The organism is Bacillus sp. HMF5848, assembly GCF_003944835.1.
In the GTDB taxonomy this organism is placed as follows: Bacteria; Bacillota; Bacilli; order Bacillales; family HMF5848; genus HMF5848.
In genome coordinates, this window is sequence record NZ_RWIV01000001.1 from 1,202,753 (window position 1) to 1,224,855 (window position 22,103).

Below are 22,103 nucleotides of genomic sequence, written 5' to 3' on the forward strand. Positions count from 1 at the left end.
CCAAGTCAGGTCCCAGACGGATCTGGCTTTTTTGCTGTAAAAAATACATATCAGGTTCCGAGCATATTAAGTCATCCACAATACTTAAAAGGAGGCAGGATGCAAAATGAATTTACGAAATCAAGTGGTACTTGTGACAGGTGGAAGTCGAGGCCTGGGCGCCGAAATGGTAAAGGCGTTTGCTCGTGAGGGCGCGCACGTTGTGATCAACTATTACCAAAGTGAAGCGAAGGCGCACGACCTTCAACGCAAGCTAGGTGACAATACAATAGCAATTAGAGCGGACATCAGAGATCACGAAGAGGTCAAACAGTTATTTTTACAAGCAAAAGAACGCTTTGGTAAGCCAATCACAACGGTAGTCAACAATGCACTTGTCGATTTTCGCTTTGACCCGGTTACAAGAAAGGCAGCTGATCAAATTGCGTGGCGCGATTACCATGTGCAGCTTGAAGGTGCTATTCGCGGTGCGCTAAACACAATTCAAGCCGGGCTCGACGATATGAAGGAACAGCAATTCGGCCGCATCATTAACATTGGCACGAACTTGTTCCAAAACCCTGTCGTCGCTTATCACGATTACACCACGAGCAAAGCCGCACTTCTTGGTTTTACAAGAAACATGGCCCAGGAGCTTGGCGAATTTGGCGTGAACGTGAATATGGTGTCAGGTGGTTTGTTAAAAGTAACGGATGCTAGCGCGGCGACATCTGCGGAAGTATTCGGGTTAATTGAAGCATCCACACCACGAAGAAAAGTGACAGAGCCGGCTGAGGTTGCAGATGTCGCTGTATTTTTAGCATCACCATGGGCGCGAGCGGTAACGGGACAAAACTTAGTGGTCGACGGTGGATTGGTGAAGGATTAAACACTTAGCGCATCGCAATGACTTTTTCAAAACGGGATTTAAGCACCAATTCGAGGAGTTTAAGCGCTAAATTTTCATGGTCGGTGTTTATGCGCCAGAATCAGAGGTTTATGCGTGAAATTTTGCAGTTTATGCGCCAAAATCAGAGGTTTATGCGTGAAATTTCCCAGTTTATGCGCCAAATTCACGTGTTTATGCGTATTTCAATCTAATCACAAACAACCCAACATATAAAGGAGGAACCACCCTATGCAACACAAACAAGTCTCAGAGTTACTGAACAAAGTAAGACAAACGAACCCACTCATCCACAACATCACAAACGTTGTTGTTACAAACTTCACAGCGAACGGATTGCTAGCACTTGGCGCGTCACCGGTCATGGCGTACGCCAAAGAAGAGGTGGCTGATATGGCGAAAATCGCAAGTGCGCTTGTACTGAATATCGGTACGCTCGATGAGGACGTGGTCGACGCGATGATACTCGCAGGGCAATCCGCTAACGAACATGGCGTCCCGGTTATTTTAGATCCGGTGGGTGCGGGGGCGACGTCATACCGAACGGAGGCAATCGAGCGCATTCTTATGCATGTAAAAGTAACATTGATTCGCGGCAATGCTGGTGAAATTGCCACAATCGGAGGCGAGAACTGGCAAATCAAAGGTGTGGACGCTGGGGAAGGAAACGCTGACTTAGTTGCCTTAGCAAACACCGTCGCCAAAAAGCTAAATACCGCAGTTGTCATAACCGGTAAAGAGGATATCGTTTCAGATGGCGCACAAACATTCAAAGTTCAAAACGGTCATCCATTACTCACAAAAGTAACCGGCACGGGTTGCTTACTAACATCTGTCATCGGTGCCTTTATAGCTGTTGAGCCCAACCCAATCAATGCAGCTGTTGCAGCACTAACAACTTACGGTGTCGCAGCACAACTAGCCGCGAAGCAAGCACCGTCACCAGGCAGCTTCCAAATACAATTTTTAGATCAATTAAGTTTACTAGACTCCGAGACTGTCCAACAACTTGCTTCTTTTTCAGAGGTGAATGCAGTTGAAAATCGCTAAAGCATTAACGATTGCTGGCTCAGACAGTGGCGGCGGCGCGGGGATTCAGGCTGACTTGAAAACGTTCCAGGAGCTCAACGTTTTTGGCATGTCAGCGATTACCGCGGTTACCGCCCAAAACACGCTTGGTGTGGATGGGGTGCATCCGATGACGGCGAATGCTGTGAAAGCTCAAATGGATGCAATCGCACATGACATGGGTACCGACGCGCTGAAAACAGGCATGCTGTTCAACGCCGACATTATTGAAGCCGTCGCTAGCAGCATACAACAATACGGCTGGAGCAACGTCGTCGTGGATCCAGTTATGGTCGCCAAAGGTGGCGCACCGCTTTTACTTCCAGAAGCTATTGATTCTTTAAAAAGTCATTTGATACCGCTCGCGACCGTCATTACACCGAACATTCCGGAAGCCGAACTTCTATCCGGCATTGAAATTACTTCAGAACAAAACAAAGAAGCTGTCGCTAAATATCTTCACAACTTAGGTGCGACAAATGTTCTCATTAAAGGCGGGCACGATGCAACATCAAACGAATCGACCGACTTATTATTCGACGGCGAACAATTTATTTATTTTTCAACAAAAAGAATCTTTACGAAAAATACCCACGGTACGGGTTGTACGTTCTCAGCTGCAATAACCGCGGAATTAGCGAAGGGTCAAAAGGTACCGGACGCTGTCAAACTAGCGAAAGACTTTATCCAAGCCGCCATCTCAGATGATTTAAAAATAGGAAAAGGCCACGGTCCAACGAATCACTGGGCGTACAAAAGGGGTCTTGTCCATGAATCGTGACGCACTGCAAGTGTACTTTATTATGGGAAGTCCGAACTGCCGCGTCGATCCAGCGACCGTATTACAAGAAGCGATAGCAGGCGGCATCACAATGTTTCAGTTTCGCGAAAAAGGCCAGGGAGCGTTACATGGCCCGAAAAAGCTCGCACTTGCTCGCGAACTGCAAGCAAAGTGCAAACACCACGGCATTCCATTTATCGTAAACGATGATATTGATCTAGCTGTAAAACTAAACGCAGACGGGGTTCACATCGGGCAAGAGGATGAATCGTGCGAGTCCGTAAGAAAGAGACTCGGCCCGGACAAAATCATCGGAGTATCGGCTCATAGTTTACAAGAAGCAAAGCTCGCGATTGAACAAGGCGCGGACTACTTAGGCATCGGTCCCATATTCCCCACCTCAACAAAAGAAGATGCCAAAGCAGCTAGCGGCGTGACTTTAATCAAGGAAATCCGCGAAGCTGGACTCACTATTCCTATCGTTGGCATTGGCGGCATAAACGCAAACAACGCCCGTGAAGTCATCGAAGCAGGGGCCGATGGCGTATCTGTCATAACTGCGATATCCGAGGCCGCATCACCGCGCACGGCAACAGAACTTTTAAAAGAAAGCGTAACAAACGGCTAATTCCATATTTCGGAATTAGCTTTTTTGGTATGATAGGCTCATAAGGGAGGCGAGACCATGAACGTTGTAATTCGCGAAGCAAAACTAATAGATGCCCCGCAAATCATAGAGCACGTCCAAACGGTGTTAACAGAATCGACCTTTATGCTGATGACACCAGATGAATTTTCGCTAACAGTCAAAGAAGAAGAGAAGTTTTTACAAAAATCAAAAGAAGACCGCAATTTAGCTCTTGTCGCCGAGGCTGACGGCAAAATTGTAGGATTCATGACTTTTAGACGTAGCACTCGTCAACGCATGAAGCACCACGGTACCTTTGGTGTAAGTATTCAAGAAGCCTTTTGCAATTTTGGCATTGGTCGTCAAATGATGGCCCACTTGCTCAGCTGGGCAGAAGCAGACCCTGACATTGAAAAAATTTGTCTTGAAGTGTTCTCTCATAACGAACGGGCAATTCATTTGTATAAAAAGCTCGGATTCGTAGAAGAAGGCAGACGCTTGCAACACGTAAAATTCGAAGATGGTACATATGTAGACGAAATTGAAATGTACAAGTTTGTTAAATGATTAAAGCACAATATTACTCACAGTAATAAGCAATTCCATAGAAAGGCCCTTCAAAAATAACTTAATCAATTCCTTAGTTAAAATATTAAATGGCCACATCAGATTCAAGTTCTGGACTTAAATGGAACGAAATATTACCATTTGCTACTTTATCCAGATGCCACCACCATTGGCTTAGTGGCTCTTCCGATAATGAAAAATCATAAATTTCTCCAATATGTTTAGCCATATTTTTTGCATTTTTAATTAATTGCATATCATAGCTTAATAATTTCATTCTTTCCTCATAATTAAGTTCTTGAATTGCCTTTTCTAACGTACTTCTTCTGTGTAACATGTCCACTGATTCAAAAGGGCTAACTTCAAAATCATCAACACATTGCCCATAAATTTCTATACTTTTGCTGTGTTCTGACATTACCTAAGGACCTCCTTAAGTCTTCCAATGTTTTCATAATAAACTTATATGAAAAAATCAAAAAGCTATCAGTGTTTCTTCTTCAAATTTTAACATATTTTAGGGAGAAATTTGTGTGCTAGCAATAGAGGAAAACACATACTAATCTCTTGTAGGAAGAAGATATGCCCGTTTTTAAATATTTTTTAGAAGAGAACTTATAAAAAAAGGAGCCTTTCCCCAAATAGAAAGGCTCCTAACTCAATGGCTTACCATTATCAGTATATCCACGATTTGTCACAATTATCCGTGAAAGGGCAAATTACAAACGAATTACCCACTAAATGTTTTGCTAGGCCAAGCAGTGTTCATGAGGAATTACCCACATATTTAACGGTTACTATCTCACGACAACCGTTTGATTCTAACTATTACCCACTCACCGCCGTACCGCCATTTACATGAATCATCTGTCCCGTTATGTAAGACGAATCATCACTCGCTAAAAATACATAGCTTGGTGCGACTTCCTCAGGTTGTCCCGGACGCTTCATCGGTGTGTTGGAGCCGAACGTAGAAACTTTCTCTGCGTCAAACGTGGACGGAATCAAAGGCGTCCAAATCGGGCCAGGTGCCACTCCATTTACACGAATACCTTGTCCTACTAAGTTTTTCGCCAGTGAACGAGTAAACGCCACAATGGCCCCTTTCGTTGATGAGTAATCAAGCAGCTGCTCGTTACCTTCATAAGCTGTGACAGAGGCTGTATTAATAATACTCGCACCCGACTTCATATGAGGGAGTGCCGCTTTCGTTAAATAGAAAAAAGAAAAAATATTCGTACGGAACGTTTTCTCAAGCTGATCCGAAGTAATATCTAGCAGACTTTTCTGCGGATGCTGCTCTGCTGCATTATTGACTAAAATATCAAGCTTACCAAACTCCGCAATCGTATCCTGAACAATCTTCTGACAAAACACCTCACTACCGATATCCCCAGCAATTAGTAAACACCGGCGGCCTTCCTCTTCAACCTGTCGCTTCGTCTCCTGCGCATCCTGCTCTTCATTTAAATAAGAAATAACAACATCGGCGCCTTCTTTAGCATAATAAATCGCGACAGCCTTTCCGATGCCACTATCACCACCCGTAATCACAGCCACTTTCCCTGCTAATTTGCCACTCCCTTTATAAGTAGCATCCTCCGAAACCGGCCGCGGATTCATCTCCGTCTCCGTGCCTGGCTGGTGATTTTGATGCTGCGGTGGTTGTAACGGTTGTTTGTTTTGAGTCATGTTGATGTACCTCCAATGGAAAAATTTATATGTTTAGTATGAAACAAAGTATAGGATATATGAGGGGATTTCATATGCTCCTTTTGTTCTTTATAAAAAACAAAATACTTAGATAACTAAAGGAAAATACAGAAAATTTAAGGAATTGTGTTCTTTTTAACGAAAAACGAGCGAATTTGGGATTTTTTATTAGTCCTAAAATGTTTTATACTCAATTTGTAAGTCAGTTCTTGATAAAGAACAAAAAAGGAAAAACAAAGAACAAAAGTGAAGTGACCGTACGTATCTGAAGGGGTGTGAGGACAATAGACATGAGAAAGAAAAGAAAGAGTCACTCGAAAAATAAAGGATATAAAATAATACTTCAAGTTGTTGTCATTAACTATTCTTTATATATAACAGGCACTCACATTTCCGATACTGGAGCGCTCTTCAATGATGTCGAAACTATACATAACAAAATTCAAGTAGGAACATGGGAAACAATCAAGGATTTTTGGGATAAGAGTTCACTTGAGTTTTGTGATGTTGGAATCGAACAATTAGAAAATGGCACATTTATAATCTGGGCGACTATAAAAAATGGTAAAGATTCAGAGCAGATGACTAATTCAGTTCCTTTTGAAGTTTATATGAACGAAGAAGGAAATCCGAAATTTGGTGATAAAGTCCATGATGGTGAAATTCCACCTCTTGCTCCTGGACAAGAATATAAAATCGAATTTACACCTCAAGAATCTGGAAAATATAAATTCAAGGCTTATCAAGCTATCGGACATCCTGGAAATAACAGTAGCGATGATAAAGAAAATCGAGGTAACTCTGGGAACCAAAATAAGGACAACAAGAAACAAGCCAATACAATGTTAGCATTTTCTAGTTTTAGTTTAGATAGTTCTGAGGTGGATGATAACAACTTAGAACGACAGGAACTATGGAGTGAAGAGATTACTGTAGATATTTCTGCTACTGAAGCTGTATATGAAGAAGTTTATACAGATCAAAGTAATCAGGCTTTTGCAATAGAGTTATCAGACCTACCAATTGTGAATGAGCAACCGGGAGATGATGAAGCTCTCGATGATGGTTCAACTGAAGGAGAACAAAAGGACAATCCAGCAGAAGATGAGCCAGTAGATGAAGGCACAACTGAAGAGGAAGAAACAGAGGCCGCGCCAACAGACGGTGAGACAGCAGAGGAAGGAACAGAGGACGAACTAGCAGCCGGTGAGCCAGTAGATGAAGGTACAACGGAAGAGGAAGAAACAGCGGACGAACCAGCAGCCGGTGAGCCAGTAGATGAAGGTACAACGGAAGAGGAAGAAACAGCGGACGAACCAGCAACCGGTGAGCCCGTAGATGAAGGTGCAACGGAAGAGGAAGAAACAGAGGACGAACCAGCAGCCGGTGAGCCAGTAGATGAAGGTACAACGGAAGAGGAAGAAACAGCGGACGAATCAGTAGCCGGTGAGCCAGTAGATGAAGGTACAACGGAAGAGGAAGAAACAGAGGACGAATCAGCAGCCGGTGAGCCAGTAGATGAAGGTACAACGGAAGAGGAAGAAACAGTGGACGAACCAGCAGCCGGTGAGCCAGTAGATGAAGGTACAACGGAAGAGGAAGAAACAGCGGAAGTACCAGCAGCCGGTGAACCTGTAGAACAAGGAACTGAGAACTCGCCAACTGATAATAATCCTAGCTCAGCATCTAATGAATTAGTTAGAGAAGATAATGATAGTTCAGGTGACTCTGAAAATGATGATGGTGAGAAGAACGATAATGAGGGAAATAAAACGGAGCCAATAGGTGACGAGAATAAAGATGGAAATGCAGACGAATCTGTAGTTTTAAACAGTAGATACTCAAAGGAAACTAACTCTATTGAAAAAACAATAGATTACTATACGTTTTTTAAGCAGGTGATGATAAGTGAAGAATAATAAAGCAATAAAGCTAATTAGCAACTTACTTAACATTTTACTATTTGCTGTACTTTTATTAATGATTTTCGTAGTTATATCATCTAAAGCGTCTGGGGGAGAGCCAAATATTTTTGGCTATCAACTAAAATCAGTGCTGTCAGGATCTATGGAACCCACTTTTAAAACAGGGTCAATAATTGCTATAAATCCAAATTTTGATGTTAATCAGTTGGAAATAGATGACATTATAACTTATAAAAAAGATCAGAATACAGTAGTTACGCACAGAATTACAGAAGTACTAAACAATGCGGGTCAATTAATGTTTAGAACAAAAGGTGACAATAACGAAGATTCAGATTTAAATCCAATTATGTCACAAAATGTTATTGGTAAGTACACTGGTTTCACAATTCCTTTTGTAGGTTATCTTGTTCAATTCGCAGATTCTAGAAATGGCTCTATTGCAATGTTGATAATACCAGGATTACTGCTATTAGGTTATTCAGGTTTAACAATTTGGAGAGCAATTTCAGAAATTGAAGGTAAAACAAAGGATAAGTCAGTGCAACACTAATCTTGGTTGATTCTCTTAAGTCATTTAAGAGTTCAATATATTAAAATTTTACATACCCGATTAGGGGATAAAAGAGGGAGGAAAAACGGAATGAGTATTAAGAAAAAGTTAGGTTTAGGGGTAGCATCAGCAGCATTAGGTTTGTCATTAGTAGGTGGAGGAACTTGGGCAGCATTCAACGACACTGCAACAATTAACAACTATTTTGAAGCTGGCACACTAGATTTACAAGTTGGAAAAAGTGCTAACAAGCCGATTAGTTTCGACTTAGGTAATCTAAAGCCTGGTGACAACATTCAGCGTATTTTCACACTTGATAATGTTGGTTCTTTAGCAATTAAAGAAGTGTTAATGGACGGTACTGCAAGTGGATTTGAAGGTCATGGTGACTCATCAAAGATGGACTTCTTATCTCAATTTGAAGTTGACTTCATGCAAGTTGACTCTGAAACTAGTCAATGGCAACCAAGACAAGATGTCGTTACTGGAGACTTTACTTTAGCTGACCTTGTTAGTGGAGATGTGTCTGATATCGCTTCGGCCCATGTTGTAAATGGAAAAATTAACCTTGCTTCTATCGCTGCTGGTACAGATGGAAGAATAGGTATTCCAGTAGATCCAGATGATAAAGATGATGTATTCATCCAAATCACATTTAAAAACGATCTTACTAAAAAAGCAAATGGTGAATATGTGCAAAATAAATACATGGGTGATTATGTTGACGTCTTCTTCAACCTTGAAGCAACGCAATGGGATGGCGTACACGTAGATACAAACCATGGAAATGGTGATGTAAACAATGGCGTTCAAAACTCTGCTGATGGTTCTAACATGCCATCACCAAGAACTATTGGTTCACCACAACATACTGACGAAGTTAATGACTAATTATTGAAATTGTAGTAATGGAAAAGGTGGGTTTTCCCACCTTTTCTAGTTTAATATATTTACCTTTATTGTGAGGTATCAATTATGAAAAAGATATTTACTTTTCTAGCATTGTACAGTTGTATTGTATTGGGTATTGTGTTTTTAAATCCTATTGGCAACACTGAAGCAATTGAAAGTGAGCCAGTTATTGATATAGAAACTGCACCAACAAACAGACTATTTGATATCAAGAATATTAAGCCTGGTGATTGGGCTATACGAACACTGACTATCGAAAACAAAGGGAACCGAAATTTTGAGTATAATATGCGTGTTGAAAAGGAATCAGGATCTGACTTATTCTATGACACTCTGTTATTAGAAGTTTCAGATGATAGTTCCCTTTTATATAAAGGGAAGCTAAGTGGATTTCAAGGTTTTAAGTCTAGGGAATTAGCAATGTTTACTAGTGAAGATTTAACTTTTCGAGTTGACTTTCCATTTGAGTCTGGTAATGAATATCAAGGCTTAGAGACTGCTGTTCTTTTCAAATTCACAGCGGAAGCTGTAGGAACACAGTGTCCAGAAGGTGAAGACTGTTCACCTATTAAAGTCAACCCAGTATGTTCTGAAGATCCAACAGAAACCCGCGTGTGGGTTGTTAAGAACAACTCTGACGAAAATATCTACATTAACTGGGAGTTACTTGGATCACAGCAAGGCCAAGCGGAAATACTAATCCCTGCTGGTGATGAAATCACTTTAACTACTGATACTATAGAAGGACCTAACCAGCTAAAAGTAACATATGGTGATGGTGAAGAGATTATAAGAGACAGTAATTCTGAACCTTGTGAAACGCCAGACCCAGAACTAACCATCACAGAGTTGTGTACTGAAGATCCATCTGAAACTCGTGTTTGGAAGGTTAAAAATATTTCTGAAGTAGATACGTATTTTACGTGGAATGTTATAGAGTCAAATGAAGCTAGTGACGGTTCAATCCCTATAGAAACGGGAGAGGAAGTACTTGTCACAACGGCTGCAGTTGAAGGTAAAAATACGCTTCAAATCATGTTTGGAAATGAAATTGTTCGTACATTAGAGAGTAATCCAGAAGAGTGTAACCCACCTGAAGAAAAACCTGAGCTAACTATCGAACCACTTTGCTCTGAAAATCCAGATGAGACGCGCGTTTGGAAGGTGACAAACGTGTCTGATGTGGATACGAGGTTCTCGTGGTCGTTACTTGGTTCAAATCAAACGAGTGATGGTTTGATCGAGATTAAGGCGGGCGAAGAAAAGATCATTACGGTATCAGTAGGTGGCGACAGAGTCGTTCCAACTGTGTATCAGGATGATGGAATGTATACGCTCGAAGTTATTTATGGACCTGACGAGAAGCAGCTTAAATCAGAAAGCACACCTGAAACTTGTCCACTTCCGGAAGAGCCAGAATTAACGATTGAGCCGATATGCTCTGAAGATCCATCTGAAACACGTCGATGGAAAATTAAGAACGTTTCAGAGATTGATACTTTCTTCTCATGGAGCATTGCGGATTCAGCTCAATATAGTGAAGGAGCAATTGACCTAAAAGCAGGCGAAGAATACATTTTAACAACCAGAACAGAGGTTGAGTTAGATAATGTATTACGAATTGTATATGGTACGAGTGAAAAGACTCTTACAGCTGAAAGCAGCACAGAGCAATGTGAGTTACCAGAATTAACAATCGATACAGTATGTTCTAAAGATCCAGATGAGACTCGCGTTTGGAAAGTGAAAAACATTTCAAACGTAGATACAGAGTTCATTTGGAATTTAGAAGGAACAAACACTTATAGTGATTCGATTGCTATAAAAGCTGGTGAGACAATCACACTCGAAACCGATACGGTTTCTGGTGAAAATGTGTTAGTGGTCACATATTTACCGAAAGAGACAATCATTAAGAAATCAAGCACAACGGAAAAATGTAGTACGCCGAAAAAACCTGATAAGCCAAAGGTCATTGTGGACCCTATTTGTACAAATGATCCAGATGAAACGCGCGCTTGGAAGGTAAGAAATACATCGAACAGTGAGCTTGATATCACATGGACTTTACTAGGTACAGATCAACAAAGTGAGGAAGCCATTACGCTTCAAGCAGGTGAATCGATTGTCGTAACAACAGATACGATAGATGGTAAAAATCGTTTAGAAGTGAAATTCAAAAACGGTACCGTTCTATCTACCAACAATGGTGATACGTGTACACCACCGCCACCGGTTGAAACTCCTATTGAAGTCGGTACGGTATGTTCACCAGATCCAACAGAAACACGTAAGTGGATCATTACAAACACGTCTGATGAAGGCACAACTATCACGTGGGAGGTTGTTGGAACGGATCAGCGAAGTGAGGAAGATATAACGCTGAAGCCAGGAGAACAAGTGACGATTACAACTGATACAGTGGATGGTCAAAATAGATTACGTGTGAACTATCCAAACGGTGCCGTCTATGAAAATAGCTCGACGGAAGCTTGTTCGATTCCACCACAGCCGAAGCCATCCGTGCTAAAAGTGGGAACAGCTTGTTCCGAGAATCCTGACGAAACACGCGTATGGATTATCACGAATACGTCTGATAAGGAAGTGTCATTTACATGGCGCATACCTGGTACAGACCAGCAAAGTACTGAACTAATCACGTTAGCAGCGGGTGAACAAATGACGTTGACAACTGAAACAGAAACAAATGTATTAAATCAGTTAGAAATTACGTCGCCAAGCGGTGTTAACATCTTCGATAGCTCTGATGAGCCATGTCCTGTTGTTCCTGAGGAAGATGGTGAAACAGAGGGAGCTGGGGAAGTAGTTGTAGAAGATGAACCAGCAGAGGATGTTGTCGCAATTCCAGACGAAGCTCTGCCACAAACAGGTGAAACGAATCCAGCTATATTCTACTCATCTGGTTTAGTGTTAATGTTTATCGGCGTTTCGATTTTAGTCGCAAGAAGAAGACGGGCAAGAGAGTAATCTAAATAACTGACCTCTGTAAAGCCACTACGGTTTTACAGAGGTTCTATCTAAATTTTTATACCTGGAGGGGAACCATGAAAGTGTTAGCTTATGCATGTGTCGTCATTGGTTTAGCTGTCATGTTATTCCCATTAGGTAAAACCGTGTATAGCACACACCAGCAGGAAAAATTAATGCAAAGCTTTGATGTGATGATGAAGGAGTCTAGCGCTCTCGAAAATTATAAAGACTTAAATCAAACTTTTTTATCGCAACAAGCAGAGCCTACTATGACAGAAGTAGCACTGCCAACATCTGAACAAACCGAACAAAAAAAACAGGACAAAAAACCAACGATTGATACGAATCTTTTACTAGGGACCATTTCTATTCCGTCAATAAATTTAAAACTTCCTATTTTAGAAGGTACTACAGAGCAAAATCTATTATTTGCTGCCGGGCATCTAACTGGTACAGCATCAATCGGCTCAAAAGGGAACGCAGCCTTGGCTGGACATAGAAACTTCAAATACGGAAGCATGTTTAATCGCCTCGATGAAGTAAAGGTTGGCGATTCAATCACTGTTCAAACGAAAACAAATACGTTTACATACATAGTGGATCAAAATAAAGTTGTTCTTCCTGACGATACGTCCGTACTGTATCCGCAGGGCGACCAGTCTATTTTAACGTTAATTACATGTACACCGATTAAGACGGCAACACATCGACTCATTGTGCAAGCAAAATTAAAGGAGGAGTGAGAAGAATGTATAAAAAAGTGTGCTCACGTTGTCATAAGCCATCCTTTAGTAGCTCTGAATTTGGAAAATGGATCTGTCCCGTTTGTAAAAAAGATATAACAGCATCACCTTTATTACCAGCGATTGAAATGAAACAATCAGCGAATGCTATTAAAAAAGAAATAAGCTAAATTATGGACTGTTAGAAGGTGTCGAGGATGATGATAGGAGACCGTATAAAAGCTTACAGAATTGAAAAAGATATGTCACTTAGCGAGCTGTCACAGCGAGCTGGCATTGCAAAATCGTATTTAAGCTCGATTGAGCGAAATATCCAAAGTAATCCCTCTGTACAATTGCTTGAAAAATTGGCCAATGAGCTAGATGTCACCGTGCATGATTTAATTGGGGGTAATCCGCACAAGCTTGATGAAGAGTGGTACTCTCTACTAAAATCAGCGATTCAACGAGGTATTACGAAGGAAAATTTTCGCGAGTATATTAATAGAAAACGTTCATATAGTTAATGGTTACGAGATGTAACATTCGTAATGTGAAAAAGCTTATTCGGTGCGGATAGGCTTTTTCGCATGATGAACACTTATGTTTAGTCGTACTTTCGACCTATTTTTTCCAAAATACGACAAATTATACGTAGAATATACTATAATTCTACTTATAACGACATAAGTGGTGATAATAATGCGTAGTTTGCTAGTAATGTTATTAACTATCAGTGTAGTAATCTATCCAGGTTCAGCTTTTTCAGCGGAAGAAGAGTTAATCAATATTGCGATTCTTGATACAGGTATTTCACAGCATGACGATTTAACTATACAAGAAGGGGTATCATTTCTAGAAGTTGAACCTACTTATAATGATAAAAATGGTCACGGCACTCATATCGCAGGCATTATACATACGATAGCTCCCAACACCGCCTTGTATCCTGTCAAAGTGTTGGACAAGGATAAAAAGGGAAAGGTGTCTTTTTTAATAAAAGGTATTGAATGGGCAATTGAAAATGAGATGGATATAGTAAGTATCAGCCTTACAACCTCTCAAAATAGTGAAAAGTTGCAAGATGCGATTCAAAAAGCTGCAGCAGCCGGAATCGTGCTTGTTGCTGCTGTCGGAAATCATGGCGACACTGTTAAGTACCCGGCGGCTTACGAAGAAGTGGTAGCTGTTGGGGCCGTTGATGATAAAAATAAAATAGCATCATGGTCAAATACAGGAAAACAGCTAGATGTGGTAGCACCTGGTGTGACCATTAAAAGTACATACTTAAATAATGGATATGCTAAAATGAGCGGAACATCAATGGCAGCGGCTTATACTACCGGTGTACTAGCCTTATTAAAAGAAAAAAATCCAGATTCTACGTCGGAAGAATTAAAAGATTTACTAATAGAAAATAGTCTAGACTTAGGTGCCGCTGGTTTTGATAATGTCTATGGGTTCGGTCTCGTACAAATGCCATAATACTTGAAAAAGGCATATGTCTAGTGCTCCACATAAAAAGAGCGTCAGTTTGTAACTGGCGCTCCAACCGTGTTTTATACGATAGATGATATAGTAGATGATTGCTCCTGTAAAAACATTTGTATCTCTTCCAAACTCAATCCCAGTCTTTTCGCCTCGAGAATCAATTCGACCCATTCTTGATAATCTTTTACAGTCATCGTGCTGTCCATATGCTTCACACTTATCCCTCCTGAAAGATATCTCCAGGAAACCCAGCCATCATAGCGCAAAAGTTGCCCATAATACATATGTATGATTCCAATGTCACCTTAGACCTGTGGTTTTGCGTCCTATTTTTTCAAATAGTTTGCCTTTATCTGGGATTGTGATATGTAGGAAATTGTTTACAATTTTTAGTATATGCAAAAAAATGTGTCAAATTTGCTACAATTTGTCGTATACATAGGATTTTTTATCGACAAATTTCTGAAAATTTTAAAAATAACCTTCGTGTGACGAAATACCTAGCTGTTACTTTAGTGGGATACCGATTTTGTTAAGGAAATCCTTCATATACATGCGGACTGGCTTGCTCATCATCTTAGCGATTTGTTCTGTCCAGCTGTCGGCACGTCTCCCGTTTGTACGATCATGATAGTAGGCTGATATCGTTTTATTGTATGCATGTAGTTGTGTTTTAGACGCACTATCATCTTGATATGTATTTTCATGGTATATGTGCTCGAATTGTAAACGTGGCTTTGTTGCTTGTTTTTCAGCAGGATAGCCAACAGCTAATCCGAATAAAGGAACGACCTTGTTCGGCGTGTCGAGTAGTTTGACGACCTCTGGTAAGTTATTGCGAATGCCCCCAATGTAACAAATGCCTAGTCCCATCGATTCTGCTGCTACCGACGCATTTTGTGCTGCGAGTGCGGCATCAATTGTCGCAACCATGAATTTTTCAGTAGACTCCAATGTTTCAGAGATGTTGGCACCGCCTTCGATATCCGCCGCTAGTTCGTGACGATGTAAATCAGCACAGAACACGAAGAAATGCCCGTTATCTGCGACGTAAGATTGCCCGCCGGCTATCTCAGCCAACTTTTCCTTTTTGATGCGATCTGTTACCCCAACGATGGTATACGCCTGCACGAAACTAGACGTCGATGCAGCTTGTGCGGCTTTTACGATTGTTTGAATTTGCTCTTGGCTTAGTAATTTATCCTCGAACTTTCGTACAGAAACATGTGAAAGAATTGTTTGTATTGTGTCATTCATATGAAATCACTCCTTGATGTCTATTGTATACACAAAATGAAACCTCTCGCCAGTTACGAGAGGTTTTGTCGGTTGTTTTTTATAATACGTTAAAATATCTTGCTTCCGGATGGGCGAAGACGATTGCCGAAACAGACGCTTCTGGTTCCATCATGAATCCGTCTGTCAGTTCGACGCCGATGTCTTCAGGTTTAAGCAAGCGGAACAGCTTTTCTTGGTCCTCTAGATTTGGACACGCTGGGTAGCCGAATGAAAAGCGTTGCCCTTGGTACTTCGCTGCGAATCGTGCCGCCATCGAAAAGTCAGCTGAGTCAGGAAAGCCCCACTTGTCACGCATAAGCTGATGCACGCGTTCCGCGAGACCTTCCGCTAATTCTAACGCAAAAGCTTGAATGGCGTGACTTTGTAAAAACTGGCCGGCATTTTTCATCTCTGTCGCGATGTCGCGTACACCTTTCCCAGCGGTGACCGTTAAAAATCCGACGTAATCTATCTCATCCGTTTTTAAGTAGTCCGCTAGACAGAGATACGATCCTTTCGCTTGACGCGGGAAGGTGAACGTTTCGAGAACCCGCGAAGTATCCTCAGGGTCATACACTATGACAGAATCCCCATCTGCTTTTGCCGGGAAAAATTGATATACAGCACTCGGCTGTAAAAAGTCCTTTGGTAACGTGTCGATGACATCCTTTAACATGTGTGCCTTATCATCGCCTTGGGCAAGTAGCTGCTCCACTTTTCCTTTTAGTCCTAAGTGGTGGCCCAGTAACATTTGCATGTTTACGTACGGTAAAATATGGTCAACCTTCCAGTCGCGCAATATGTGTCGCTTCGTATCGGCGGGCACGTAGATTGGCACGTCACGTGAAACGTTCGAACGTTGTACTGGTCGCTCAGCCACAACTACAGCAGCCTCTTGACGAACAGGTTTCTTCTCCTGAACCAACTTTTCTCGTTCGGCAGGATTTTGCAACCTATTCGCGAGCGCCAACCCATCCATCGCATCCTTCGCATATAGCACAGGTCCACCGTACTCCGGTGATATTTTCCCATCAGTAAATTTACGTGACAGTGCAGCCCCGCCAACGAGCATCGGTGCAGAGATGCCTGCGTCACGCAAGTCCTGGGCTGTAATCACCATTTGCTGCGCGGATTTCACGAGTAATCCTGATAACCCTATAATATCTGGCTGTTCCTTTTGAACAGCTTCGATAAGGACTGATGGTGTCACTTTAATCCCAAGGTCTACGACTTTAAAACCGTTATTGCTTAAAATGATATCGACTAAATTTTTGCCGATGTCATGTACATCGCCTTTTACGGTCGCAAGCAGGACTTTACCTTTGTTGCTATCATCCTTCTTTTCCATGTGTGGTTCTAGGAATGCAACAGCTGCCTTCATGACCTCCGCACTTTGCAGCACCTCTGCAACAATAAGCTGGTTGTCGTTGAACAATCGCCCGACCTCCGCCATCCCAGCCATCAAAGGCCCATTGATGATTTCGAGCGGCGTCGCGTACTCTTGTAACGCAAGCTCTAAATCTGGCAGCAAGCCTTCTTTCGTTCCTTCTATTATATAGTTTGCTAGTCTATCAGCGAGCGGCATGTCGGTTGTTGGAATTTTGACTTCCTTTTTCTTGCCGCGGTAAAAGTTCGTGAACGTGGCCAGTGATTCGTCTGTTGTGTTAAAAAGCAACGCTTCTGCCATCGCGATTTCTTCTGCTGGAATCGACGCGTAGCGCTCTAACTTTTCCGTGTTCACAATCGCGTAATCAAGTCCTGCCTGCGTGCAGTGATACAAATACACCGCGTTCAGCACTTCACGTCCAACCGGTGGTAGCCCAAATGACACGTTACTAATCCCAAGTATCGTTAAGCAGTGGGGGAGAGCTTCTTTGATTAACTTGATGCCCTCAACCGTTGCGTTCGCGGACCCTATATACTGCTCGTCACCTGTGCCAACAGGGAACACGAGTGGATCGAAAATAATATCCTCTGGCGCGAGCCCGTATTTATGGACGAGTAAATCGTGGGACCGTTTCGCGACCTCAAGCTTTCGTTCCGCTGTCACCGCCATCCCGGTTTCATCAATTGTCCCGACGACAACGGCGGCTCCATACTTTTTCACAAGCGGCAAAACTGCTTCAAATCGTTCCTCCCCGTCTTCGAGGTTAATCGAGTTGATGATGGCTTTTCCTTGTGAAAATTTCAGGGCATCCTCAATCACTTGTTCGTCCGTTGAATCAATTACGAGTGGTACTTTTATTTTTTTTACGACATGATGTAAAAAATTCCTCACATCGGCCCGCTCATCGCGGTCGGGGTCTGCTAAGCAAATATCTATGACATGCGCGCCGTTCTTTACTTGCGCCCGAGCAATTTCAGATGCCTCCTCGAACTGCCCCTCCGCGATCAAGCGTTTGAATTTCCGCGAGCCAATGACATTCGTTCGTTCGCCGACGAATAGTGGTCGCATGCTGTCATCATATACGAGCGGTTCAATGCCAGAGGCTGTATGGTTCGGAACTGAGTTCGGGACCTGCCGCGGTTTCATATCCTTGACTGCTTCCACGAGCGCAGCGATGTGGGCAGGGGTCGTGCCGCAACAGCCGCCGACGATATTCAACCAACCTCGTTGAGCGAAGTCACTAATTTTTTTTGCTAAAGAATCAGGTGATTCATGGTAATGGCCTTCTTCATCAGGAAGACCGGCATTCGGGTAACAGCTGACCGCTGTTGTCGCGAGCTCGGATAGTGAACGGAGGTGGTCGGTCATAAACTCCGGCCCGGTCGCGCAGTTGAGGCCGACGGCAAGTGGCTTCATGTGCTGCAGCGAAATGTAAAATGCCTCGATGCTTTGGCCGGCAAGCGTCGTGCCCATCGGTTCAATCGTGCCAGAGACGATGAGCGGTAGCTCGGTATTTGTCGCTTCGAACGCTTGTAGAATCCCGAGATAGCCAGCTTTGACGTTCAGCATGTCTTGGCTCGTTTCAAGCAGAAGAAGATCCGCACCACCAAGAATAAGGCCGCGCGCCTGCTCTTCGTATGTGGCCACGAGTTCATCGAACGTCGCGCCACCAGTGACAGATAGTGTCTTTGTCGTTGGACCCATTGAGCCCGCGACAAAACGCGGTTTGTCGGTGAACGCCGCTGTTGCTTGCTTCGCAATTTTCGCCGCTTCGATGTTGAGCTCAAGCGCAAGGTGCTGCAGGTTGTACTCAGATAACACGAGGCTCGTCGCGCCAAACGTGTTTGTTTCAATGATATCGGCACCGGCCTCGAGGTAGGTGTCATGAATGTGGCGGATGACATCAGGTCTCGTCAGCGTTAAGTACTCGTTACAGCCTTCGTACTCCTCGCCGCCGAAATCATCGGCAGTGAGGTTGGCGTCTTGAATCATCGTGCCCATCGCACCATCAAGGACGAGGATGCGGCGTTTGAGTTCATTTGCGATGTTGTTAGCCACGCTTGTTTGATGCGTTGCGGCAAGACTACGATTAGTAATTTCACCCACGTATGCTCGCCTCCTTTTTCTGATGGATATAGTTTGTTAGTTCAACTGTCATGTTATATTTCAGAAACGGCGTGATTAAGTAAATGCCTTTGAAGTATTCGTATGCTGTGTCGATAAGCGACTTCGCAATGGCGATGCCTTCTTGCTCGGCGTCGTCCGCGGCTGCCATTTGCGCTCTGATGCTGTCTGATAGTGTGATGCCAGGCACCTCATGATGGATGAATTCAGCGTTACGACTACTTGTGAGTGGCATGATGCCAATGTAAATCGGTGTGTCGAGATGTTTCGTCGCTTCATGAACTTGAGCGATTTGCGTTTCGCTGTAAAGCGGCTGTGTGATGAAATAGTCCGCTCCACATTCGATTTTTTTCTCGAGCCGTTGGACGGCTTTATCGAGATAGCGCACGTTCGGATTGAAAGCGGCCGCGACACTAAAGTTCGTTTTTTCACCGAGTGGTTTCCCGGAGTAGGAAAGTCCTTCGTTGAACTGTTTGATGAGCGAAATCAGGTCAAAGGACGATACGTCGTAGACAGATGTTGCGCCCGGGAAGTCTCCAATCTTTGACGGATCGCCTGTCACAGCAAGGACTTCGGTGATGCCAAGCGTGTGCAGTCCCATAATGTGAGATTGCAAGCCTATAAGATTTCGATCTCGACACGTAATGTGCACGAGCGGATTGACGTTTAGTTCTTGTTTTAGCTTGGTCGCCATCGCGACGTTGCTAATGCGCGGTGACGCGAGTGAGTTATCTGCAAGTGTGATGGCGTCGACGCCTGCTTGTTGGAGGGCTTTAGCACCTTGCATGAATTTATGTGTTGAGTTCAGTTTTTTTGGTGGATCGAGTTCCACGATTATAGATTTTGATGTTTTGGCTTTTTCGTGTAAGGGTGGTTGCTGTTGGGTTTTAATAGGTTCTACGACTGCAATTTCGATACGACGCGGTTTGGTGTTCTTTGTTTGGATTGGTGGCAGGTCGTGTAGCGCTTGCGCTAATGCCGCGATATGCTTTGGTGTCGTTCCGCAGCAGCCTCCGATCAGTCGTGCACCTTGCGCACGCAGCTGGATCGCACTTTTAGCAAAATAATCTTCGTTCGTTTCGTAAACGAGCTGGCCATCCTTGTAATCTGGTAAACTCGCATTCGGATAGACAGATAAGTATGTGTGAGGCTGAGTCGGCAGTGGAACCTCCTCAAAAGATTTGATCATATAATATGGGCCGAGTCGGCAGTTCAGTCCGACCACGTTCGCACCCAGGTGAGTGAGTTGGTCGAGAGCGTCCGCGACGTGCAACCCGTTTTGCAGCGTGCCGGGCTCGTGCAAAGAGATGTTCGCGACAATTGGCAGGTCGGTTTGCTTGCGAATAAGCTTAAGAACGGTCGTGATTTCTTCCCAGTCATAATATGTTTCTAGTAAAATCCCGTCGAGCGGCTCGGACGTCAGAGCGTTCAGCTGCTGAAGCACGCATCGTTTAATTTCTTCTATATTAATAGCGTTTTTGTTTAGCGTACGAAGGCCGCCAATGGTGCCAAGGACGTAGAGTGGGTGTGCGGTGTCGTCTTGGTCATGGTTGGCACGCGCGGCGTTTGCAAGCTGGACCGCTGTTTGGTTGATGGCATACACCTTGTCTTCGAGCCCGTAGCGAGCAAGCTTGTGATAGCTCGCACCGTATGTATTCGTTTGAATGACATTGGCGCCCGCGTTGATGTAAGCCTCATGGATGCGTTGCACCTCGTCTGGATTCGTGAGATTTCGCTCTTCAAAACAAGAACTAATTCCGTGAGAGTAGAGAAGAGTTCCCATCGCACCGTCCCCAATTAAAATTCTAGACTGCAAATCTTCAAGAAACCCCATACTGCAACCCTCCATATTTTAAGTGATTTGGAAACTTTTCCGCTTGAAAAAATTGTTATATACACTGTACCTTGTTTCGTGCTTTAGTGCAATAAAATTACGTTTGTAATTTTCGGATTTTTTAAAAATAATATTAAATGAGTTTATGAAATTAGACGTGAAGTATTGTCAATTTTTTGTAAAATATTATGTGATTGTGGTTTGATATAGTGAAGGGGTAATGTAATTTTGTTCTGAGAGGTGATTGTAGATTGATCATGAAATATCGTCGTAAGCCGGTCGAGCTGGAGTGTGAGGAGGCGCTACTGTTGTTTGCGCCGGAAAATAAGCTGAGTTCGCTTTTGGCTAGTGTGAAAAAGAGAGCTAGTGGGTATAAAGGTGAGCGGGAGTTTGACTATCATCTAGGATTAGTGGATTGTAACGAGTTTCGTATTATTCAAGATGTAAGATTAATTCACCACTCGCAAGTGTTTCAAATTGATACAATGATTTTTACACCAAAGTTTGTGGCGATTATAGATGTGAAAAACAATGGACGCGTGATTGACCTGGATGGTGAGCGAGACCAAGTGTACTCTGATGATGAGAAACTGTCGAATCATATAGCTCAAGCTCGGCGGCATAAAATACTGTTGCAGCGCTGGCTAGCAGAGCGTGGGTTTCGCGATTATCCTGTTGAGTTTTTTGTTGTGTATAGCAATCCAAAAGTAATTCTTCAAATTTCCCCGAAGTATGAAAAGCATTTCTCAAGATTTCTTCTCATTGAAAATTTTCCTTTTAAGTTTAATGAATTGTGTGATGAATATGCAAAGTGTGCAGCTTTTGAGGGGTATGTGGTAGCTGCGAAGCAAGTGTTAGCTGGGCATCGTCCGAAGCAAATGGATGTGCTGCGGACCTGGGGTGTGACGAAGGAGGATTTGGTGTATCGTGGGGTGCAGTGTAGTGAGTGTAATCGATTTGGCATGTTGAGGTTAAAGGGGATGTGGCAATGTCCAAATTGTAAGCATATATCAAAGCATGCACATGAACCTATGATTAGAGCGTATTTGATAGTGGTGGATGAGCAAATAAGTGTGTCGGAGTGTTGTAAGGTGTTGGGGATTGGATCACGCTTTACGGCTAGAAGATTGCTATTACATATAGGTCTTATTTCAATTGGGAGTGGAAGAGGTGGAACATATAAACTGCCTAAGAGATAAGATGAATTAGAAAATATACTGTTTGAAGCTTGATAACTCATTAT

The 22,103-nt window shown here is 42.9% G+C and carries 20 protein-coding genes and 1 riboswitch; of the genes, 14 read left to right on the forward strand and 6 right to left on the reverse strand.

From position 1 onward, the window contains the following. Positions 1–106 precede the first annotated feature (106 nt). From EJF36_RS05760 to EJF36_RS05780, 5 genes are all read left to right on the forward strand, one after another. A complete protein-coding gene (locus tag EJF36_RS05760; protein WP_125905404.1) occupies positions 107–868 on the forward strand; it encodes a 3-oxoacyl-ACP reductase in 762 nt (253 codons plus the stop codon). Positions 869–1,117: 249 nt separating this feature from the next. Then, the gene (thiM, locus tag EJF36_RS05765; protein WP_125905405.1) at positions 1,118–1,936 is read left to right on the forward strand and encodes a hydroxyethylthiazole kinase; all 819 of its coding nucleotides are present in this window, start codon (positions 1,118–1,120) and stop codon (positions 1,934–1,936) included. Beyond that, positions 1,923–2,735 carry a bifunctional hydroxymethylpyrimidine kinase/phosphomethylpyrimidine kinase gene (gene thiD, locus EJF36_RS05770; RefSeq protein WP_125905406.1) on the forward strand — a complete coding sequence of 271 codons (813 nt, stop codon included), beginning with the start codon at positions 1,923–1,925 and terminating at the stop codon, positions 2,733–2,735. Before thiM ends, thiD begins: the two co-directional genes overlap by 14 nt. Further along, the gene (gene thiE, locus EJF36_RS05775) at positions 2,725–3,363 is read left to right on the forward strand and encodes a thiamine phosphate synthase (protein WP_125905407.1); all 639 of its coding nucleotides are present in this window, start codon (positions 2,725–2,727) and stop codon (positions 3,361–3,363) included. The genes thiD and thiE overlap by 11 nt, the downstream gene beginning before the upstream one ends. 57 nt (positions 3,364–3,420) lie before the next feature. After that, positions 3,421–3,930 (forward strand): GNAT family N-acetyltransferase, encoded by a 510-nt coding sequence (locus EJF36_RS05780; RefSeq protein WP_125905408.1) that lies wholly within the window; start codon positions 3,421–3,423, stop codon positions 3,928–3,930. A gap of 85 nt (positions 3,931–4,015) precedes the next feature. Here EJF36_RS05780 and EJF36_RS05785 read toward each other — a convergent pair whose 3' ends face one another. Together EJF36_RS05785 and EJF36_RS05790 are read right to left on the reverse strand one after the other, a co-directional pair. Then, a complete protein-coding gene (locus tag EJF36_RS05785) occupies positions 4,016–4,348 on the reverse strand; it encodes a hypothetical protein (protein ID WP_125905409.1) in 333 nt (110 codons plus the stop codon). Positions 4,349–4,758: 410 nt separating this feature from the next. After that, positions 4,759–5,622, reverse strand: a complete 864-nt coding sequence (locus EJF36_RS05790; protein WP_125905410.1) for an SDR family oxidoreductase — start codon at positions 5,620–5,622, stop codon at positions 4,759–4,761. A 311-nt stretch (positions 5,623–5,933) separates the two neighbouring features. On the opposite strand from EJF36_RS05790, the gene tapA reads away from it, so the two are divergent. The 8 genes from tapA to EJF36_RS05825 all read left to right on the forward strand — a co-directional run bounded on the left by tapA (position 5,934) and on the right by EJF36_RS05825 (position 14,231). After that, positions 5,934–7,562, forward strand: a complete 1,629-nt coding sequence (gene tapA, locus EJF36_RS05795; protein WP_125905411.1) for an amyloid fiber anchoring/assembly protein TapA — start codon at positions 5,934–5,936, stop codon at positions 7,560–7,562. Then, entirely contained in the window at positions 7,552–8,121 is a 570-nt protein-coding gene (gene sipW, locus EJF36_RS05800) for a signal peptidase I SipW (protein ID WP_125905412.1), read from the forward strand. Before tapA ends, sipW begins: the two co-directional genes overlap by 11 nt. Before the next feature lie 90 nt (positions 8,122–8,211). Then, positions 8,212–9,012 carry a TasA family protein gene (locus tag EJF36_RS05805; RefSeq protein ID WP_125905413.1) on the forward strand — a complete coding sequence of 267 codons (801 nt, stop codon included), beginning with the start codon at positions 8,212–8,214 and terminating at the stop codon, positions 9,010–9,012. An 84-nt stretch (positions 9,013–9,096) separates the two neighbouring features. After that, positions 9,097–12,021 carry an LPXTG cell wall anchor domain-containing protein gene (locus EJF36_RS05810; RefSeq protein ID WP_125905414.1) on the forward strand — a complete coding sequence of 975 codons (2,925 nt, stop codon included), beginning with the start codon at positions 9,097–9,099 and terminating at the stop codon, positions 12,019–12,021. Between the two features lie 77 nt (positions 12,022–12,098). Continuing rightward, complete coding sequence (locus EJF36_RS05815) at positions 12,099–12,767, forward strand: class D sortase (protein WP_125905415.1); 669 nt, start codon at positions 12,099–12,101, stop codon at positions 12,765–12,767. A gap of 5 nt (positions 12,768–12,772) precedes the next feature. Continuing rightward, positions 12,773–12,937 (forward strand): hypothetical protein, encoded by a 165-nt coding sequence (locus EJF36_RS21425; RefSeq protein ID WP_185806823.1) that lies wholly within the window; start codon positions 12,773–12,775, stop codon positions 12,935–12,937. Between the two features lie 30 nt (positions 12,938–12,967). After that, positions 12,968–13,273, forward strand: coding sequence for a helix-turn-helix domain-containing protein (locus EJF36_RS05820; RefSeq protein ID WP_125908280.1), 306 nt, complete (start codon positions 12,968–12,970; stop codon positions 13,271–13,273). Positions 13,274–13,448: 175 nt separating this feature from the next. Continuing rightward, positions 13,449–14,231 carry a S8 family peptidase gene (locus EJF36_RS05825; RefSeq protein ID WP_125905416.1) on the forward strand — a complete coding sequence of 261 codons (783 nt, stop codon included), beginning with the start codon at positions 13,449–13,451 and terminating at the stop codon, positions 14,229–14,231. A gap of 74 nt (positions 14,232–14,305) precedes the next feature. On the opposite strand, the gene EJF36_RS05830 is transcribed toward EJF36_RS05825, so the two are convergent. The 4 genes from EJF36_RS05830 to EJF36_RS05845 form a co-directional block, all read right to left on the reverse strand. Beyond that, the gene (locus tag EJF36_RS05830; RefSeq protein WP_125908281.1) at positions 14,306–14,443 is read right to left on the reverse strand and encodes an anti-repressor SinI family protein; all 138 of its coding nucleotides are present in this window, start codon (positions 14,441–14,443) and stop codon (positions 14,306–14,308) included. 33 nt (positions 14,444–14,476) lie between these two features. Further along, positions 14,477–14,595, reverse strand: a riboswitch (cyclic di-GMP riboswitch). Positions 14,596–14,744: 149 nt separating this feature from the next. Continuing rightward, a complete protein-coding gene (gene nfsA, locus EJF36_RS05835; protein ID WP_125905417.1) occupies positions 14,745–15,494 on the reverse strand; it encodes an oxygen-insensitive NADPH nitroreductase in 750 nt (249 codons plus the stop codon). A 79-nt stretch (positions 15,495–15,573) separates the two neighbouring features. Beyond that, complete coding sequence (gene metH / locus EJF36_RS05840; protein ID WP_395940622.1) at positions 15,574–18,903, reverse strand: methionine synthase; 3,330 nt, start codon at positions 18,901–18,903, stop codon at positions 15,574–15,576. 97 nt (positions 18,904–19,000) lie between these two features. After that, positions 19,001–20,860 (reverse strand): bifunctional homocysteine S-methyltransferase/methylenetetrahydrofolate reductase, encoded by a 1,860-nt coding sequence (locus tag EJF36_RS05845; RefSeq protein ID WP_125905418.1) that lies wholly within the window; start codon positions 20,858–20,860, stop codon positions 19,001–19,003. Between the two features lie 257 nt (positions 20,861–21,117). On the opposite strand from EJF36_RS05845, the gene EJF36_RS05850 reads away from it, so the two are divergent. Beyond that, a complete protein-coding gene (locus tag EJF36_RS05850; protein WP_260471976.1) occupies positions 21,118–22,059 on the forward strand; it encodes a nuclease-related domain-containing protein in 942 nt (313 codons plus the stop codon). Positions 22,060–22,103: the final 44 nt, after the last annotated feature.

What these genes read in the sequence shown, in the direction of transcription:
- thiE (WP_125905407.1), top strand. Translation starts at nt 2,725, where the DNA reads ATGAATCGTGACGCACTGCAAGTGTACTTTATTATGGGAAGTCCGAAC.
- EJF36_RS05805 (WP_125905413.1), top strand. Translation starts at nt 8,212, where the DNA reads ATGAGTATTAAGAAAAAGTTAGGTTTAGGGGTAGCATCAGCAGCATTA.
- EJF36_RS05845 (WP_125905418.1), bottom strand. Translation starts at nt 20,860, where the DNA reads ATGGGGTTTCTTGAAGATTTGCAGTCTAGAATTTTAATTGGGGACGGT.
- EJF36_RS05785 (WP_125905409.1), bottom strand. Translation starts at nt 4,348, where the DNA reads ATGTCAGAACACAGCAAAAGTATAGAAATTTATGGGCAATGTGTTGAT.
- EJF36_RS05820 (WP_125908280.1), top strand. Translation starts at nt 12,968, where the DNA reads ATGATAGGAGACCGTATAAAAGCTTACAGAATTGAAAAAGATATGTCA.
- nfsA (WP_125905417.1), bottom strand. Translation starts at nt 15,494, where the DNA reads ATGAATGACACAATACAAACAATTCTTTCACATGTTTCTGTACGAAAG.
- metH (WP_395940622.1), bottom strand. Translation starts at nt 18,903, where the DNA reads ATGGGCACGATGATTCAAGACGCCAACCTCACTGCCGATGATTTCGGC.
- EJF36_RS05790 (WP_125905410.1), bottom strand. Translation starts at nt 5,622, where the DNA reads ATGACTCAAAACAAACAACCGTTACAACCACCGCAGCATCAAAATCAC.
- EJF36_RS05825 (WP_125905416.1), top strand. Translation starts at nt 13,449, where the DNA reads ATGCGTAGTTTGCTAGTAATGTTATTAACTATCAGTGTAGTAATCTAT.
- thiM (WP_125905405.1), top strand. Translation starts at nt 1,118, where the DNA reads ATGCAACACAAACAAGTCTCAGAGTTACTGAACAAAGTAAGACAAACG.
- EJF36_RS05830 (WP_125908281.1), bottom strand. Translation starts at nt 14,443, where the DNA reads ATGGACAGCACGATGACTGTAAAAGATTATCAAGAATGGGTCGAATTG.
- EJF36_RS05760 (WP_125905404.1), top strand. Translation starts at nt 107, where the DNA reads ATGAATTTACGAAATCAAGTGGTACTTGTGACAGGTGGAAGTCGAGGC.
- EJF36_RS05815 (WP_125905415.1), top strand. Translation starts at nt 12,099, where the DNA reads ATGAAAGTGTTAGCTTATGCATGTGTCGTCATTGGTTTAGCTGTCATG.
- EJF36_RS05850 (WP_260471976.1), top strand. Translation starts at nt 21,118, where the DNA reads ATGAAATATCGTCGTAAGCCGGTCGAGCTGGAGTGTGAGGAGGCGCTA.
- EJF36_RS05780 (WP_125905408.1), top strand. Translation starts at nt 3,421, where the DNA reads ATGAACGTTGTAATTCGCGAAGCAAAACTAATAGATGCCCCGCAAATC.
- tapA (WP_125905411.1), top strand. Translation starts at nt 5,934, where the DNA reads ATGAGAAAGAAAAGAAAGAGTCACTCGAAAAATAAAGGATATAAAATA.
- EJF36_RS21425 (WP_185806823.1), top strand. Translation starts at nt 12,773, where the DNA reads ATGTATAAAAAAGTGTGCTCACGTTGTCATAAGCCATCCTTTAGTAGC.
- EJF36_RS05810 (WP_125905414.1), top strand. Translation starts at nt 9,097, where the DNA reads ATGAAAAAGATATTTACTTTTCTAGCATTGTACAGTTGTATTGTATTG.